This is a genomic window from Pseudomonas sp. Irchel 3E13 (assembly GCF_900187455.1).
In the GTDB taxonomy this organism is placed as follows: domain Bacteria; phylum Pseudomonadota; class Gammaproteobacteria; order Pseudomonadales; family Pseudomonadaceae; genus Aquipseudomonas.
This window is the reverse complement of record NZ_FYDX01000009.1, coordinates 132,775-147,505: the sequence shown is the minus strand read 5'-3', so window position 1 is coordinate 147,505 and position 14,731 is coordinate 132,775. Positions and strand designations below refer to the sequence as shown.

The 14,731-nt window shown below is 62.5% G+C and carries 13 protein-coding genes; 8 read left to right on the top strand and 5 right to left on the bottom strand.

What is annotated here, in order from left to right; all coding sequences use genetic code 11:
* Positions 1-251 precede the first annotated feature (251 nt).
* Positions 252-2,879 (top strand): autotransporter outer membrane beta-barrel domain-containing protein, encoded by a 2,628-nt coding sequence (locus CKW37_RS17265; protein WP_256587793.1) that lies wholly within the window; start codon positions 252-254, stop codon positions 2,877-2,879.
* 95 nt (positions 2,880-2,974) lie between these two features.
* Here CKW37_RS17265 and cheR read toward each other — a convergent pair whose 3' ends face one another.
* Both cheR and CKW37_RS17255 read right to left on the bottom strand, forming a co-directional pair.
* On the bottom strand, positions 2,975-3,802 hold the full coding sequence (gene cheR / locus CKW37_RS17260) for a protein-glutamate O-methyltransferase CheR (protein ID WP_095156922.1): 828 nt from the start codon (positions 3,800-3,802) through the stop codon (positions 2,975-2,977).
* A gap of 55 nt (positions 3,803-3,857) precedes the next feature.
* Positions 3,858-4,787 (bottom strand): chemotaxis protein CheV, encoded by a 930-nt coding sequence (locus CKW37_RS17255; protein WP_095156921.1) that lies wholly within the window; start codon positions 4,785-4,787, stop codon positions 3,858-3,860.
* A 67-nt stretch (positions 4,788-4,854) separates the two neighbouring features.
* Here CKW37_RS17255 and flgA point away from each other — a divergent pair, with 67 nt between their 5' ends.
* The 4 genes from flgA (at position 4,855) to CKW37_RS17235 (ending at position 7,440) form a co-directional block, all read left to right on the top strand.
* Positions 4,855-5,607, top strand: a complete 753-nt coding sequence (gene flgA, locus CKW37_RS17250; RefSeq protein WP_095156920.1) for a flagellar basal body P-ring formation chaperone FlgA — start codon at positions 4,855-4,857, stop codon at positions 5,605-5,607.
* 180 nt (positions 5,608-5,787) lie between these two features.
* A complete protein-coding gene (flgM, locus tag CKW37_RS17245) occupies positions 5,788-6,105 on the top strand; it encodes a flagellar biosynthesis anti-sigma factor FlgM (protein WP_095156919.1) in 318 nt (105 codons plus the stop codon).
* Between the two features lie 48 nt (positions 6,106-6,153).
* A complete protein-coding gene (locus tag CKW37_RS17240; RefSeq protein ID WP_095156918.1) occupies positions 6,154-6,621 on the top strand; it encodes a flagella synthesis protein FlgN in 468 nt (155 codons plus the stop codon).
* Between the two features lie 75 nt (positions 6,622-6,696).
* The gene (locus CKW37_RS17235; RefSeq protein WP_095156917.1) at positions 6,697-7,440 is read left to right on the top strand and encodes a flagellar brake protein; all 744 of its coding nucleotides are present in this window, start codon (positions 6,697-6,699) and stop codon (positions 7,438-7,440) included.
* 40 nt (positions 7,441-7,480) lie between these two features.
* On the opposite strand, the gene CKW37_RS17230 is transcribed toward CKW37_RS17235, so the two are convergent.
* From CKW37_RS17230 to bkdR, 3 genes are all read right to left on the bottom strand, one after another.
* Positions 7,481-8,809 (bottom strand): MFS transporter, encoded by a 1,329-nt coding sequence (locus tag CKW37_RS17230; RefSeq protein WP_095156916.1) that lies wholly within the window; start codon positions 8,807-8,809, stop codon positions 7,481-7,483.
* Positions 8,810-8,969: 160 nt separating this feature from the next.
* The gene (locus tag CKW37_RS17225; protein WP_177454444.1) at positions 8,970-10,211 is read right to left on the bottom strand and encodes a glutamine synthetase family protein; all 1,242 of its coding nucleotides are present in this window, start codon (positions 10,209-10,211) and stop codon (positions 8,970-8,972) included.
* 252 nt (positions 10,212-10,463) lie between these two features.
* Positions 10,464-10,955 (bottom strand): Bkd operon transcriptional regulator BkdR, encoded by a 492-nt coding sequence (bkdR, locus tag CKW37_RS17220; protein WP_095156914.1) that lies wholly within the window; start codon positions 10,953-10,955, stop codon positions 10,464-10,466.
* Positions 10,956-11,154: 199 nt separating this feature from the next.
* On the opposite strand from bkdR, the gene CKW37_RS17215 reads away from it, so the two are divergent.
* From CKW37_RS17215 to CKW37_RS17205, 3 genes are read left to right on the top strand one after another with little or no spacing between them, the layout of a single operon-like run.
* Positions 11,155-12,387: a 3-methyl-2-oxobutanoate dehydrogenase (2-methylpropanoyl-transferring) subunit alpha gene (locus CKW37_RS17215; RefSeq protein ID WP_095156913.1), complete on the top strand. Its 1,233-nt coding sequence runs from the start codon at positions 11,155-11,157 to the stop codon at positions 12,385-12,387.
* Position 12,388: 1 nt separating this feature from the next.
* Positions 12,389-13,447: an alpha-ketoacid dehydrogenase subunit beta gene (locus tag CKW37_RS17210; RefSeq protein ID WP_095156912.1), complete on the top strand. Its 1,059-nt coding sequence runs from the start codon at positions 12,389-12,391 to the stop codon at positions 13,445-13,447.
* A complete protein-coding gene (locus CKW37_RS17205) occupies positions 13,448-14,731 on the top strand; it encodes a dihydrolipoamide acetyltransferase family protein (protein ID WP_095156911.1) in 1,284 nt (427 codons plus the stop codon).

The window sequence follows — 14,731 nt, the reverse complement described above, 5'->3', positions numbered from 1 at the left end:
GGCAATGGATTTCCGCCTGCCGCCAGCAAAGCGGCAATGCCGCGAGTTGCCGCTTGCCGATAGACACCTCTGAGATGGCCCTTCTGTGGCAACCGAATGCACGGAACGCTGGCGTCAAAAGGATGTCATTTGAATGGCAGGTTCGTTACCATCTGCCGCGCTCGTTGCGTGGCTCTAGCGCCGCCATTACCAGCCAGGCCTGTACCACGCAAGGACGCACCGTGACTCCCAAGACGTTTAAGGAATGAACTGTGGCCTCCCCGATTTTCCGCAAGACCCTGCTCGCCCTGGCGGTAACCGCCACCACCCTGCCCGCCTGGGCACAGACCGTGCAGTTGACCAATGCCGGCTTCCTCAGCGAACGCCAGACTTACAGCGAAAACCTCGAAATCACCGGCACCTACACCGGCGGTAGCGACGAGGACGCCATCGAATTCAATGGCAGCCACCTGCAGAAAGACCTGATCCTCAACGCCACTATCAATAGCACCGGCGACTTCGCCGGCGGCGTGGACATGGATGTCTACGAAGACGGCAATACCTGGATCAACAACCGCATCGACGGCAGCGTCATCAACAAAGGCAGCATCAGCGCGATCGGCGGCGGCGCCAACGCCCTGATGATCGACCCGGCCATCATCGGCGGCAGCGTGATCAACGAAGGCCTGCTGCTGGCCAAGGGTGAACCCCTGACCGACGATGGCGGCACCGACGTGGCACGCGCCATCGACATGAGTGGCTCGACCACCATCAAGGGTGACCTGGTGAACGCCGCCACCGGCCGCATCATCGCCGAAGGCCGTGACGCCAAGGGCATCAACCTGGAAGGCGGCGAAATTGTTGGCAAGGTCATCAACCGCGGCCTGATCCAGGTCACCGGTGCTGGTGCCACCGCCATCGACGTCACCTCGAACGAGCGCTGGCCGCAGGTCGACATGACCGACCTGGCCGGCATCGAGAACCACGGCACCATCATCGCCAGCGGCGACGACGCTGAAGGCATCCGCATCGATGGCGCCAGCTTCACCAGCGAAGAAAATCATCTGATCAACACCGGCACGATCCAGGCTACCGACGCCGCTATCGTTATCGGCGGGTTTGACGTTGACCTGGAAAACGACCCCACCGGTCAACTCGGTCAATACGCTCCGCTGCGGATCATCAACAGCGGCAAACTGATCTCCGAAGATGAAGCCGTCGACGCCAGCGAAAGCCGCGGCCGCGTTACTCTGGAGCTGCAGAACGGCAGCCAGGTCGTCGGCAACCTGATCGACCTGTCCAACGTAGGTGTGACCGGCAACGTCGACTTCACCGGCACCAGCGCCGAAGCAGATGGCTACAACATCCGCATGAAAGACACCAACAGCTGGTTCGAAGTGGGCGATGTGCCAGGCAACGCGCCATCGCAACTGAACCTGCTCGGCACGCACACCAGCCTCTACGGCAACCTGTACATGGCCACCAACTCTACACTGGGCCTGAACCTGAGCAGCGCCACCAACCCGGATGTCGCGGTGTTGAGCGTCACCGGCATCGCCGAGTTCGACAAGAATGTGAAGGTCCTGCTGGCCGCCCAAGGCGAAGACTTCTCCGCCAATGGCAGCACCTACAAGTTGATCGAAGCCGGCCGGATCGACTTGCTGGACGAAAACGACAAGATCGACCCGAACGCCAAGTTCAACCTCGTCAGCTCCTCGGCCCTGCTGAAAATCGACAGCTACAGCGTCGAGAACAACACCCTGGTGGCCACTGTCACCGGCAAGGGCAAAGAGGAAGTCGAGCAGATCATCGTCGGCAACGGCGGCTCGGCCAACAGCCAGAAAGCCATTGGCAGCCTGGTCAACGATGGCGTGATCAACCGCATCCGCGAGCAGAACCCGAACGACCCGCTGCTGCAGGCCCTGCTCAACACCGACGAAGCGCAACTGACCCAACTGGCCGAGCAACTGTCGCCAGAAGTGAACGGCGGCGCCACTCAGGCTGCAACCACCAGCCAGAGCCTGGTCAGCAACGTCACCGGCAGCCGCACCAGCAGCCTGCGCGGCGCGTCGTCCGGCGAAGGCTTCAAGGAAGCCGGTGTCTGGGTCCAGAGCCTGTACAGCGACGCCTCGCAAGACCTGCGTGACGGCGTGGCCGGCTACAACGCCTACAGCCGCGGTATCGCCGTAGGTGCCGACGGCAAGCTGAACGACCAGGTGACCCTCGGTCTGGCCTACAGCTTCATCAACACCGACGTGAACGGCAAAAGCGGCAACAAGACTGAAGTCGACAGCCACGCCTTCACCCTGTACGGCGGCTACGAGCTGGGCAACTACTTCGTCGATGCCAGCCTGACCTACGGCGTCAACGACAACGACAGCAAGCGCAGCATCGCCGGCACCCAGGCCAAGGCCAGCTATGACAGCGACCTGCTGGGCCTGAACCTGGTCGGCGGTTACACCTGGAAGATCAACCCGCAACTGCTGGTCGAACCACGCCTGGCGGCGCGTTACAGCCAGGTCAACATCGACGGCTACCGCGAGAAGGGTTCTTCGGCCGCGCTGAAAGTCGAAGACCAGCGCTACGAAGCCATCGAACTGGGTGCGGGCGTCCGGGTTGCCGGCAGCTATGCACTGGGCGCCGGCACGCTGGAGCCGCAGGTCAAGCTGATGGCCTACCACGACTTCGCCGCCGACCAGTCCAGCAGCACCTCGACCTTCCTGCTGGGCAACACGCCGTTCGTGACCACCGGCGCCAAGGCCGTACGCAACAGCTACGAAGCCGGTATCGGTACCGACTACAAGCTGGGTGCAGTGACCCTGGGCGTGAACTACGACTACGTCGGCAAGTCGGGCTTCGATGCTGACGTGTTCAGTGCCAAGGTTCGTTACGACTTCTGATGCCGGTTGCGGTCAGTTGAAATGAAAAAGCCCCCGGTCGCGAGACCGGGGGCTTTTCATTTGGTGTGGCTCAGAACAGCAACCGCCAATCCCGCTTACTTGGCCTGGTAGATGATCCCCGGGCTGCACTGGACCATCTGGTAATGGTCCGGCAGGCCGTTCAGCGCCTCGGAGGCGCCGAGGAACAGGTAGCCACCCGGCTTCAGCGTTGCGTGGATGCGGGTCAGGATGTCTTTCTTGACCTGGGCCGAGAAGTAGATCAGCACGTTGCGGCAGAACACCACGTCGAACTTGCCCAGCGCAGCGTAGCTGTCGAGCAGGTTGAAGGAGCGGAACTCCACGCGGCTGCGGATCGGCGCCTTGATCGCAAAGCGGCCTGCGCCCTTGGGATCGAAATAGCGTTGCAGGCGTTCCTGAGACAGGCCGCGCGCGATCGCCAGGCTGTCGTACTCGCCGGTCTTGCAGTTGGCCAGCATCGCACCGGAAAGATCGGTCGCCACAATCTGCGCGCCCGCTTTCATTTGGCCGAGGTTGCCGCGCTCGAACTCGTCGAGGGTCATGGAAATCGAATACGGCTCCTGACCGGACGAGCAGGCCGCCGACCAGATGCGCAGGCGCTGGCCCGGATTGTTGCGGACCAACTCCGGCAACACCTTGTTCTTCAGCACTTCAAAGGGATAGGTATCGCGAAACCAGAGCGTTTCGTTGGTGGTCATGGCATCAACCACCTGCTCGCGCAAACCGCTGCGCGGCTGGTTCTGAATACGCTGGACCAGTTCGGTCAGCGTCTTGATGCCCTGCTGTTCCATCAGCTTGTTGAGACGGCTGGAAACCAGGTACTGCTTATTTTCGCCCAGCAGGATGCCACAGGCTTTTTCCAGGAAGACCCGGAACTGCTCGAAATCCAAATTACCCGTAGACAATGGTGCCGCCTCTTAAATCATGTGCAACACCAGGGGCCGCGACCCCTGGCCGTTATTAGTGTGTGGCCTTGATCCGGTCAACCACGCGCTGAGCCAGGTCGTCGGGCCTGAACTTGGCGAGGAAGTCGTCTGCACCGACCTTCTTGACCATCGCCTGGTTGAAAACACCAGACAGCGAAGTATGCAGGATGATGTGCAGTTTTTGCATGCGCGGGTCGTTGCGGATTTCCGCGGTCAGCGTGTAACCGTCCATCTCCGGCATCTCGATGTCGGAAATCATCATCAGGAATTCTTCTTCCGGACGCTTGCCCTCGTCGACCATCTTGCGCAGGTAGTCCAGCGCCTGACGCCCGTCATTGAGCGCGACCACCTCGACGCCGACGGTCTGCAGGCAGCGACTCACCTGCTTGCGCGCCACCGACGAGTCGTCGACGGTGAGCACCCGCAGCGACACCGCCTTGCTCTGTACATCGGCATCGACCACCCCGGAAGACACCGATTCGGAACTTGGCGCCACTTCGGCAAGGATCTTCTCGACGTCGATGATCTCGACCATCTTGTTGTCGACCCGGGTCACCGCCGTGAGGTAGTGATCGCGGCCGGTTCCCTTGGGTGGCGGATGGATCTCTTCCCAGTTCATGTTGACGATGCGTTCGACCGAATGCACCAGGAACCCTTGGGTCTTGGTGTTGTACTCGGTAATGATGACGAAACTCTTGCTCGAATCTTCATTCAGACCGGGCAAGCCGGTCGCCATCGCCAGATCCAGGATCGGGATGGTCGCCCCACGAATATTCGCAACACCGCGCACAACCCGGCTGGATTTGGGCAGAAGCGTCAGGCTCGGGCATTGCAGCACTTCCCGGACCTTGAAGACGTTGATCCCGTACAACTGATTGCCATTAAGGCGAAACAGCAGCAGTTCAAGACGATTCTGACCAACCAGTTGCGTGCGCTGGTTCACCGAATCCATAACACCAGCCATGCCAGACTCCTCAACCGAAGCTCGGGGCAGCGCACCGGATCGGCACGCGCCTTGCTTTTTTAACTGTATGAAAACGAAAACGACATTTTTCCGACGCCTGCACCGCCATCTGCCCGGCTTCCTTGCTGCGCTGTGCTTGTTGACTCCCGGCGCTCGAACTCTGGCTGACGCCTTCACCTTGCCTGAACAGCTTATCGGTGTCACCCAGGGGTTTCTTGAATTCACTGTTGAAGACTATTTGGAAAAGAGCCAGACCGAGGGCCGCTACGAGATCCAGGTCAACAACCTCGACCCGCGCCTGCGCATGCCGTTGTGCAGTGAACAACTGGGCGCCAACCTGGAAAGTCCGGCGCAGCCGCTGGGCCGGGTAACCGTGCGGGTGCGCTGTGATGGCAGCTCGCCATGGACGGTGTTCGTTCCCGCCCAGGTCAAGCTGTACCGCGACGTGGTGGTGGTCACCCGCCCGCTCAAGCGCGAAGCCGTGGTCAGCGAAGAGGACATCGCCCTGCGTGAGCGCGACGTCGGCCTGCTTGGCCAGGGTTTCCTCGCCAGCCTCGACCAGGCACTGGGACAGAAAGTTATCCGACCAATGGTCATCGACCAGGTCATCACCCCGGTTCACCTGGAACAGGCCGAGGTGATCCGCAAGGGTGACCATGTCGTGATCACCGCCCGCAGCGGCACGTTGAGCGTGCGCATGCCCGGCGAAGCCTTGACCAAAGGCGGCATAAGCGAGCAAATTCGCGTGCGCAACCTCAACTCCAAGCGCGTGGTGAAGGCCAGGGTAACCGGTCCCGGCCAGGTGGAGGTTGCCATGTGACCTTGTGCCGCATCGCACGCACGGCTGATGAAAGCTGGCGATCAGGGACTGCATTTCCTAAACTGTGTCCCAGTACGGGCTGATGGACCTGCCGCGAAGGATCATTCATTCGCGCCTAAAGTTTTTTTCGGGTCGGCCGAAAAAAGGGCAAGCGTCCAAATTCCCAGAGGTTTTCTGATCATGGTCATCGACTTCAGTCGTTTGAATAATTCCCCGTCAGTGACGGGCGGCCTGCGCACCGGCAATAGCCAGGAAAGCGCCGCCAGCAACCGCGCAGGCCAGTCCGAAGCAGTTGCCAGCACCGCCCAGAGCGGGGAAACGGTACACCTCAGCCACGAGGCACAGCAGTTGCAACAGGTCAGCGACAAGCTGCGCGACCAGCCTATCGTCAACAGCGACCGTGTGGCCGCGTTGAAACAGGCGATCGCCGACGGTAGCTACCAGGTCGACGCCAACCGTGTCGCCAGCAAACTGCTTAATTTCGAAGCTCAGCGCTAGCCCTCTGGCGCGCTGACTTCAAGGACGCTACGACTCCAAGAGCCAGCCATGCACGACACTACCCTGCTGCAACTGATCGAAGACGATATCGGCCCGGCACAACAACTGCTCCAGCTCCTGCAGGACGAATACGTCGCCCTGCACGGCCGGGACATGCCGGTGCTGGAAAATATCCTGGCCTACAAGCAATCGCTGGTAGTGCTACTTGATCAGCAGGGACGTCGGCGCAGTGAACTGCTCACCAGTCTGGGCCTGCCCCCAGACCGCACCGGCGTCGAGAAACTGGCCAGCCAATCGCACCTGGGTGCGCAATTGCTGCAGCAACTCGATGTGCTGGGCAATCTGCTCAACGAATGCAAGACCATCAACGAACGTAACGGTCAATCCATCGTTTTGCAGCAGGCCACCACGGCCAACCAGATCAGAATCCTCATGGGCGGTGAAGCCCCTTCGCTCTACGACAGCCGGGGCTCTACCTCGCCACTTGCCAAGCCTCGTGCGCTCAGCCAGGCGTGACCCTCTATCAAGGCACAACACATGCTGGCAGAATGCTGGCTGCGTGTGTCGTTTTTGCCTGGAGATTCATCAACCGTGTTCAATGACGTAGAAGCTCCGCAGCCTCCGAAGGTCTTCACCACGCCTTTGGAAATTGCCGCCAACTTGCGGATGCTGCAAGAGAGCCATGATCCGCTGATCATTACCTTCCATGAGCGCAGTCAGCGTTTCCAGAGTTACGTGGTCGACGTCGACCGCGACAACAACGTCCTGTCCCTGGACGAAATGATTCCTCGCGACGGCGAGCGTTTCCTGGAAAACGGCGAACCCTTCCGGGTCGAAGGTTTCCATGACGGCGTACGGATCGCCTGGGAATGCAACGAGCCACTGACGGTCGTGACTGCCGATAATGCCCGTTTCTACCGCGGCTCCCTGCCTGCCGAAGTGACCTATCACCAGCGCCGCAACGCCTTCCGCGCCGCGTTGAAGCTGTCGCAACTGGTGGACGTTGTTCTCGACGGCGAGAAGCTCAAAGGCGCTGGCGCCATTCGCGGCAAGCTGCTGGACGTTTCCGCCACCGGCTGCAAGCTGCGCTTCGAAGGCAACATCGAAGAGCGTCTGCAATTGGGTCAGGTCTACGAGAAATTCGCTGCGGGTAGCCCGCTGGGCCTGAGCAACATGTCGGTCGAACTGCGCCACCTACATTTCGAAGAGCGCCTGGGCGCCACCTTCGCCGGTATCCGCTTCCACAACGTCACCGGCCAGATGCAACGCAAGATCGAAAGTTTCGTCTATCAACTGCAGCGCGAAGCTCGCCGTTTCGACAAAGACGACTACTGAGTACCCCTTGGGACCGCGATGCGGTCCCAGCCTTCCTGGATCACACCGGCTTCTGTTCTTGCCCTTCCTTGCCGGCCTCTCCCTCTTCTTCCTCGGTATCCTCGGCCGCGACGGGCGTCTGCATCTGATCCTGCACCACCTGCTCGGTCACGCGCGGGTCCAAGGCCGCGGCAAGCGGTGAGCTGGCGGCTGGCATGGCCACGTGGGACAGCGGCGCATCATCGACCTGATGCAGCCCGGTAACCGCCTTGGGCCGAATCCGCCAGACCAGCACCAGCGCAAAGAAGGTGAAGAAGGCATAGAGCATCTGCTCGCCGAAGGTCTTCATCAACACACCCGCAGCCAGCGGCCCGATGCTCGCCCCGACGCCATAGGTGACCAGCAGCATGGCGGTCAGCGACACGCGCCGCTCGCTCTCCACATGGTCGTTGGAGAACGCCACGGCCAGCGGGTACAGGCAAAACTGCAACAGCGACACCACGAACCCGGCGACGAACAGCACCACCATCGGCACCTCGGGCAACACGGCAAGCGGCAACGAAGCCACCGCCAGGCCCACCGCGACACTGCGGATCAGCACCGCCCGATCATAGCGGTCGGACAGCCAGCCCAACGGCCACTGCACCAGCAGGCCGGCGAAGATGCAGCAGCCCATGAACAGACCCACCTGCTCGGTGCTCAGGCCCTGCCGCGAGGCGTACAACGGCGCCAGACCATAAAAGGACCCGACGATCAGCCCCGAACCCAGCACCGTGCTCAAAGACTGCGGTACGCGCTTGATGAAGAACCGCGGCTCCATGGCCGCCGGCCGCAATGGCGCCGGGTGGATGCGCCGAGTCAACGCCACCGGCACCAGGCACAGGGCGAAGCACATGGCGACCAGCATCAGCAGTTCGAGGCCCAGTTGCGGGTGCGCCACCAGGATCAACTGGCCCAGCACCAGGCCGAGATAGGAGGCGATCATATAGCCGCTGAACACCGCGCCGCGCTGCTTGGCGTCGGCCTGCTCGTTCAGCCAGCTCTCGATGACCATGTACTGGCACATCATGCCGAGGCCGACGATGACCCGTAAAAACAGCCAGGCCGGCAGCCAGCTGACCAGGCCATGACCGAGCACCGCCGCGCCGACGATCCCCGCACAGGTGGCGTAGGCGCGGATATGGCCGACCCGGGCGATCAGCCGGTGGCCGATCTTGCCGCCAAGGGCCAGGCCGAAATAGTTGGCCGCCATCAGCGCACCGACCCAAAGACTGTCCACATGGTCGGCACTCAGGCGCAGGGCCAGGTACGTACTCAACAGACCGGAACCGATCAACATCATCAAAGCGGCGAAGTACAACGCGCGAAAAGACTTCCAGATAGTGCGCATCAGCGTCCCGAACGGCCTCTTGAGCAGATGGAAAAACTGCGTGAAAGCATAAGTGATTATTCCCGCCACAGGCTCGGGCTCGGAGAAAAAAACAAGAGGCCGATCACGTTACCGGGATCGGCCTCTTCTAGTGGGTGGCTCTAGCGCAGCCTGCGTTCGGTCAGGCCTGGGCGGCCAGCACACGACGCTCCCACGGGGTGATTTCATCGAAGAAGCTGGTCAGCTCCAGGGTCTTGGTGGCGTGGTAGCCCTCGATGAATTCCTTGCCGAACAGCTCGCGCGCCAGATCGCTGCGCTTGAGCCGGTCGAGCGCCGCATGCAGGGTGCACGGCAGCGACAGGTTGTCCGGCACCTCGAACTCGCCCTGGATCGCCGGCGCCGGTTGCAGACGCTGCTCGATACCGTGCAGGCCGGCGGCGAGGCTGGCGGCGATCGCCAGGTACGGGTTGGCATCGGCACCAGGCAGGCGATTCTCGACCCGCCGCGCCACCGGCGAACTGGCCGGAATCCGCAGACCTGCAGCACGGTTGTCCTCGGACCAGCAGGCGTTGTTCGGCGACGCATACGGGTGGCACAGGCGCTGGTAGGAGTTGACGTTGGGCGCGAACAGCGCGGTGAAGTCCGCCAGACAGGCCTGCTGGCCGCCGATGAAGTGGTAGAACGCATCGGTCGGCTTGCCGTCGGCATCGCTGAAGGCATTTTTGCCGCTGTCGATGTGCACCACGCTCTGGTGGATGTGCATCGAGCTGCCCGGGGTTTTCGCCAGCGGCTTGGCCATGCACACCACCGTCAGCCCGTGCTTGAGCGCGACTTCCTTGAGCAGGTGCTTGAACAGGAAGGTCTGGTCAGCCAGCAACAACGGATCACCGTGCAGCAGGTTGATCTCGAACTGGCTCACGCCCATTTCGTGCATGAAGGTATCGCGCGGCAGCCCGAGCGCCGCCATGCAGCGGTAGACCTCCTGGAAGAACGGCCGCAGGCCGTTGTTGGAACTGACGCTGAAGGCCGAGTGACCGTCCTCGCGGCGTCGGTCCAGGCCAACAGGTGGCTGGAATGGCTGAGTGGGGTCGGCGTTGGGCGCGAAGACGAAAAACTCCAGTTCGGTGGCCACCACCGGCGCCAGGCCGAGGGCGGCGTAGCGGGCGATCACCGCCTTGAGCTGGCAGCGGGTCGACAGGCCGGAACCTTCGCCAGTCAGTTCGCTGGCGTCGCAGATGGCCAGGGCGCGGGGTTGATCGCTCCAGGGCAACAGATGGATCTGCGTCGGATCGGCGACCAGCGCCAGGTCACCGTCATCACTGCCGTAGAAGCGGGCCGGCGGGTAGCCGCCCATGATGCATTGCAACAACACGCCGCGGGCTAGTTGCAGGCGTCGGCCTTCGAGGAAACCCTCGGCGGTCATCACCTTGCCGCGCGGTACGCCATTGAGGTCTGGCGTGACGCATTCGATTTCATCAATGCCCGTCAAACGCTCGGCCAGGGAGCGCTGGTCATTGGTCGTCATGACTCTATCCTTGTTGTTTTCGCATGCCGGAAACGGCGACCCCCACAACATACTCAGCCACTGTTAAAAATATCAAGCATATAAGTGGCCAATTGATCGTGATTTTCTACACTCCCCAGAGACTGATCGCTGCTGGCTCCCGTCAGAAACCTAGCGAGCCTCGCGCAACGTCAACCCATTCGCCGGCAACGGCAGCGCCGTCTTGTAGCGCACCTGCTTGAGGGCAAAGCTTGAACGGATATTGGCCACGCCCGGCAGCCGGGTCAGGTAATCGAGAAACCGCTCCAGCGCCTGAATGCTCGGCAGCAATACCCGCAACAGGTAGTCCGGGTCGCCGGTCATCAGGTAGCACTCCATCACTTCCGGGCGCTCGGCGATTTCTTCCTCGAAGCGGTGCAGCGACTGCTCCACCTGTTTTTCCAGGCTGACATGGATAAACACGTTCACATCCAGCCCCAGCACTTCCGGGGCCAGGAGGGTCACTTGCTGGCGAATCACCCCCGACTCCTCCAGCGCCTTGACCCGGTTGAAACACGGCGTGGGCGAGAGGTTCACCGAGCGCGCCAGCTCGGCGTTGGTGATGCGGGCATTTTCCTGAAGGCTGTTGAGAATGCCGATGTCGGTCCGATCCAGTTTCCGCATGAGAATAATTACCCTGCTGATTGTTGTTTTGCAGAATATTTATCCGCGCGCCGTGGCAAAGGCAACCAACATCAGAAAAATATTCTTCCGGGGGCGGAATATCATGTAGCCAAGACTGACTCTCTGGTCACAAGCCGGAATCAGTAGCGACCGCTTCAAAGCTCAACAAAAACACAAGACAGAGCGAGCGTAAAAAAGCATGAACGAGTACGCCCCCCTGCGTCTGCATGTGCCCGAGCCTACAGGCCGGCCAGGCTGCCAGACCGACTTTTCCTACCTGCGCCTGGCCGATGCCGGCCTGGTCCGTAAACCCGCTATCGACGTCGAACCTGCCGACACCGCCGACCTGGCCTACAGCCTGATCCGCGTGCTCGATGACAAAGGCAATGCCCTCGGCCCGTGGGCCGAAGACATCGACCCGCAGGTGCTGCGCCGCGGCATGCGCACCATGATGAAAACCCGGCTGTTCGACAGCCGCATGGTGGTTGCCCAGCGTCAGAAAAAGATGTCCTTCTATATGCAGAGCCTCGGCGAGGAAGCCATCGGCAGTGCCCAGGCGGCAGCGCTGAACCGCACTGACATGTGCTTCCCGACCTACCGCCAGCAAAGCATCCTGATGGCCCGCGACGTGTCGCTGGTGGAAATGATCTGCCAGTTGCTGTCCAACGAGCGCGACCCGCTCAAGGGTCGCCAGTTGCCGATCATGTATTCGGTGCGCGAAGCCGGCTTCTTCACCATCAGCGGCAACCTCGCCACCCAGTTCGTCCAGGCCGTCGGCTGGGCAATGGCCTCGGCCATCAAGGGCGATACCAAGATCGCCTCGGCCTGGATCGGCGACGGCGCCACCGCCGAATCCGACTTCCACACCGCCCTCACCTTCGCCCACGTCTACCGGGCACCGGTGATCCTCAACGTGGTCAACAACCAGTGGGCGATCTCCACCTTCCAGGCCATCGCTGGCGGTGAGGCGACCACCTTCGCCGGTCGCGGCGTCGGTTGCGGCATCGCTTCGCTGCGGGTCGACGGCAACGACTTCATCGCGGTCTACGCCGCCTCGCGCTGGGCCGCCGAACGCGCCCGCCGTGGCCATGGCCCAACCTTGATCGAGTGGGTCACCTATCGCGCCGGCCCGCACTCCACCTCGGACGATCCGTCCAAGTACCGTCCGGCCGACGACTGGAGCCACTTCCCGCTGGGCGACCCGATCGCCCGTCTCAAGCAGCACCTGATTGCCGCCGGCCAGTGGTCCGAAGAGGAACACCAGGCGGTCACCGCCGAACTGGAAGCCGAGATCATCAAAGCGCAGAAGGAAGCCGAGCAGTACGGCACCCTCGCCGGTGGGCAGATGCCGAGCCCCGCCTCGATGTTCGAGGACGTCTACAAGGAAATGCCGGAGCACCTGCGCCGGCAGCGCCAGGAACTGGGGATCTGAGATGAACGATCACAACACTTCAATCCAGTTGGAAACCGCCATGGCGACTACCACCATGACCATGATCCAGGCCCTGCGCTCGGCGATGGACATCATGCTCGAGCGCGACGACAACGTGGTCATCTACGGCCAGGACGTCGGCTACTTCGGCGGGGTATTCCGCTGCACCGAAGGCCTGCAGACCAAGTACGGCAAGTCGCGGGTATTCGATGCGCCGATCTCGGAAAGCGGCATCGTCGGCACCGCCGTGGGCATGGGCGCCTATGGCCTGCGTCCGGTGGTGGAAATCCAGTTCGCCGACTATTTCTACCCCGCCTCCGACCAGATCGTCTCGGAGATGGCCCGCCTGCGTTATCGCTCGGCCGGCGAGTTCGTGTCTCCGCTGACCCTGCGCATGCCTTGCGGCGGCGGCATCTATGGCGGCCAGACCCACAGCCAGAGCCCGGAAGCGATGTTCACCCAGGTCTGCGGCCTGCGCACGGTGATGCCATCCAACCCCTACGACGCCAAGGGGCTGTTGATCGCCTCGATCGAGAACGACGACCCGGTGATCTTCCTCGAACCCAAGCGCCTGTATAACGGCCCGTTCGACGGCCACCACGACCGCCCGGTAACGCCGTGGTCGAAACACCCCGCCAGCGCCGTACCGGACGGCTACTACAGCGTGCCGCTGGACAAGGCGGCGATCACCCGCCCCGGCAACGACGTCACCGTGCTGACCTATGGCACCACCGTCTATGTGTCCCAGGTTGCCGCCGAGGAAACCGGTGTCGATGCCGAAGTCATCGACCTGCGCAGCCTGTGGCCGCTGGACCTGGAGACCATCGTCGAGTCGGTGAAGAAGACCGGCCGCTGCGTGGTCGTCCATGAAGCCACCCGCACCTGCGGCTTTGGCGCCGAACTGGTGGCGCTGGTGCAGGAACATTGCTTCCACCACCTGGAGGCGCCGATCGAGCGCGTCACCGGCTGGGACACCCCCTACCCGCATGCACAGGAGTGGGCGTACTTCCCCGGTCCTTCGCGGGTTGGCGCGGCATTGAAACGGGTCATGGAGGTCTGAATGGGCACGCACGTCATCAAGATGCCGGACATTGGCGAAGGCATCGCACAGGTTGAGTTGGTGGAATGGTTCGTCAAGGTCGGCGATACCGTCACCGAAGACCAGATCGTCGCCGATGTCATGACTGACAAGGCCACGGTCGAAATCCCTTCGCCGGTCACCGGCAAGGTCCTGGCCCTCGGCGGCCAGCCCGGCGAAGTCATGGCGGTGGGCAGCGAGCTGATCCGCATTGAAGTGGAAGGCGCCGGCAATCATCAGGAAAGCGCCGGCAAACCGGCGGCAGTCGCGGCCCCCGAGGCGAAACCCGTCGCGCCGGTTGAGACGCCGGCAGCCGTGACCGCCGCGCCTGTCGCAGCCGCCAGCCCGGCCCGCAGCAGCGCGCCCGAAGCGGCGATCGTGCCGCGTGCGGCCAATGAACGTCCGCTGGCTTCCCCGGCCGTGCGCAAGCGCGCCTGGGACGCCGGCATCGAATTGCGTTATGTGCACGGCAGCGGCCCGGCCGGGCGCATCCTCCACGAAGACCTCGACGCCTTCCTCACCCAGCCGACCCGCGGCCAGGCGGCACCGGGCGGCTACGCCAAGCGCGAGGACAGCGAGCAGATTCCGGTGATCGGCCTGCGCCGCAAGATTGCCCAGCGCATGCAGGACGCCAAGCGTCGCGTCGCGCATTTCAGCTATGTCGAGGAAATCGACGTCACCGCGCTCGAAGAGCTGCGCGTGCACCTGAACAAGAAATGGGGCGACAGCCGCGGCAAGCTGACCCTGCTGCCGTTCCTGGTCCGGGCCATGGTGGTGGCCCTGCGCGAGTTCCCGCAGATCAACGCGACCTACGACGATGAAGGCCAGGTCATCACCCGTCACGGCGCGGTGCATGTGGGCATCGCCACCCAGGGCGACAACGGCCTGATGGTGCCGGTGGTGCGCCATGCCGAAGCCGGCAGCCTGTGGGACAACGCCAGCGAGATCGTCCGCCTGGCCAACGCGGCCCGCAACAACAAGGCCAGCCGTGAAGAACTGAGCGGCTCGACCATCACCCTGACCAGCCTCGGCGCCTTGGGCGGGATTGTCAGCACGCCGGTGGTCAACACCCCGGAAGTGGCGATCGTCGGCGTCAACCGCATCGTCGAGCGACCAATGGTGGTCAACGGCCAGATCGTGATCCGCAAGATGATGAACCTCTCCAGCTCGTTCGATCACCGGGTGGTCGACGGCATGGACGCCGCGCTCTTCATCCAGGCCATCCGCGGCCTGCTCGAACAACCCGCCAGCCTGTTTGTGGAGTGA

What these genes read in the sequence shown, in the direction of transcription:
- CKW37_RS17255 (WP_095156921.1), bottom strand. Translation starts at nt 4,787, where the DNA reads ATGGCTGGTGTTATGGATTCGGTGAACCAGCGCACGCAACTGGTTGGT.
- flgA (WP_095156920.1), top strand. Translation starts at nt 4,855, where the DNA reads ATGAAAACGAAAACGACATTTTTCCGACGCCTGCACCGCCATCTGCCC.
- flgM (WP_095156919.1), top strand. Translation starts at nt 5,788, where the DNA reads ATGGTCATCGACTTCAGTCGTTTGAATAATTCCCCGTCAGTGACGGGC.
- CKW37_RS17240 (WP_095156918.1), top strand. Translation starts at nt 6,154, where the DNA reads ATGCACGACACTACCCTGCTGCAACTGATCGAAGACGATATCGGCCCG.
- CKW37_RS17230 (WP_095156916.1), bottom strand. Translation starts at nt 8,809, where the DNA reads ATGCGCACTATCTGGAAGTCTTTTCGCGCGTTGTACTTCGCCGCTTTG.
- CKW37_RS17225 (WP_177454444.1), bottom strand. Translation starts at nt 10,211, where the DNA reads ATGACCGCCGAGGGTTTCCTCGAAGGCCGACGCCTGCAACTAGCCCGC.
- bkdR (WP_095156914.1), bottom strand. Translation starts at nt 10,955, where the DNA reads ATGCGGAAACTGGATCGGACCGACATCGGCATTCTCAACAGCCTTCAG.
- CKW37_RS17215 (WP_095156913.1), top strand. Translation starts at nt 11,155, where the DNA reads ATGAACGAGTACGCCCCCCTGCGTCTGCATGTGCCCGAGCCTACAGGC.
- CKW37_RS17210 (WP_095156912.1), top strand. Translation starts at nt 12,389, where the DNA reads ATGAACGATCACAACACTTCAATCCAGTTGGAAACCGCCATGGCGACT.
- CKW37_RS17205 (WP_095156911.1), top strand. Translation starts at nt 13,448, where the DNA reads ATGGGCACGCACGTCATCAAGATGCCGGACATTGGCGAAGGCATCGCA.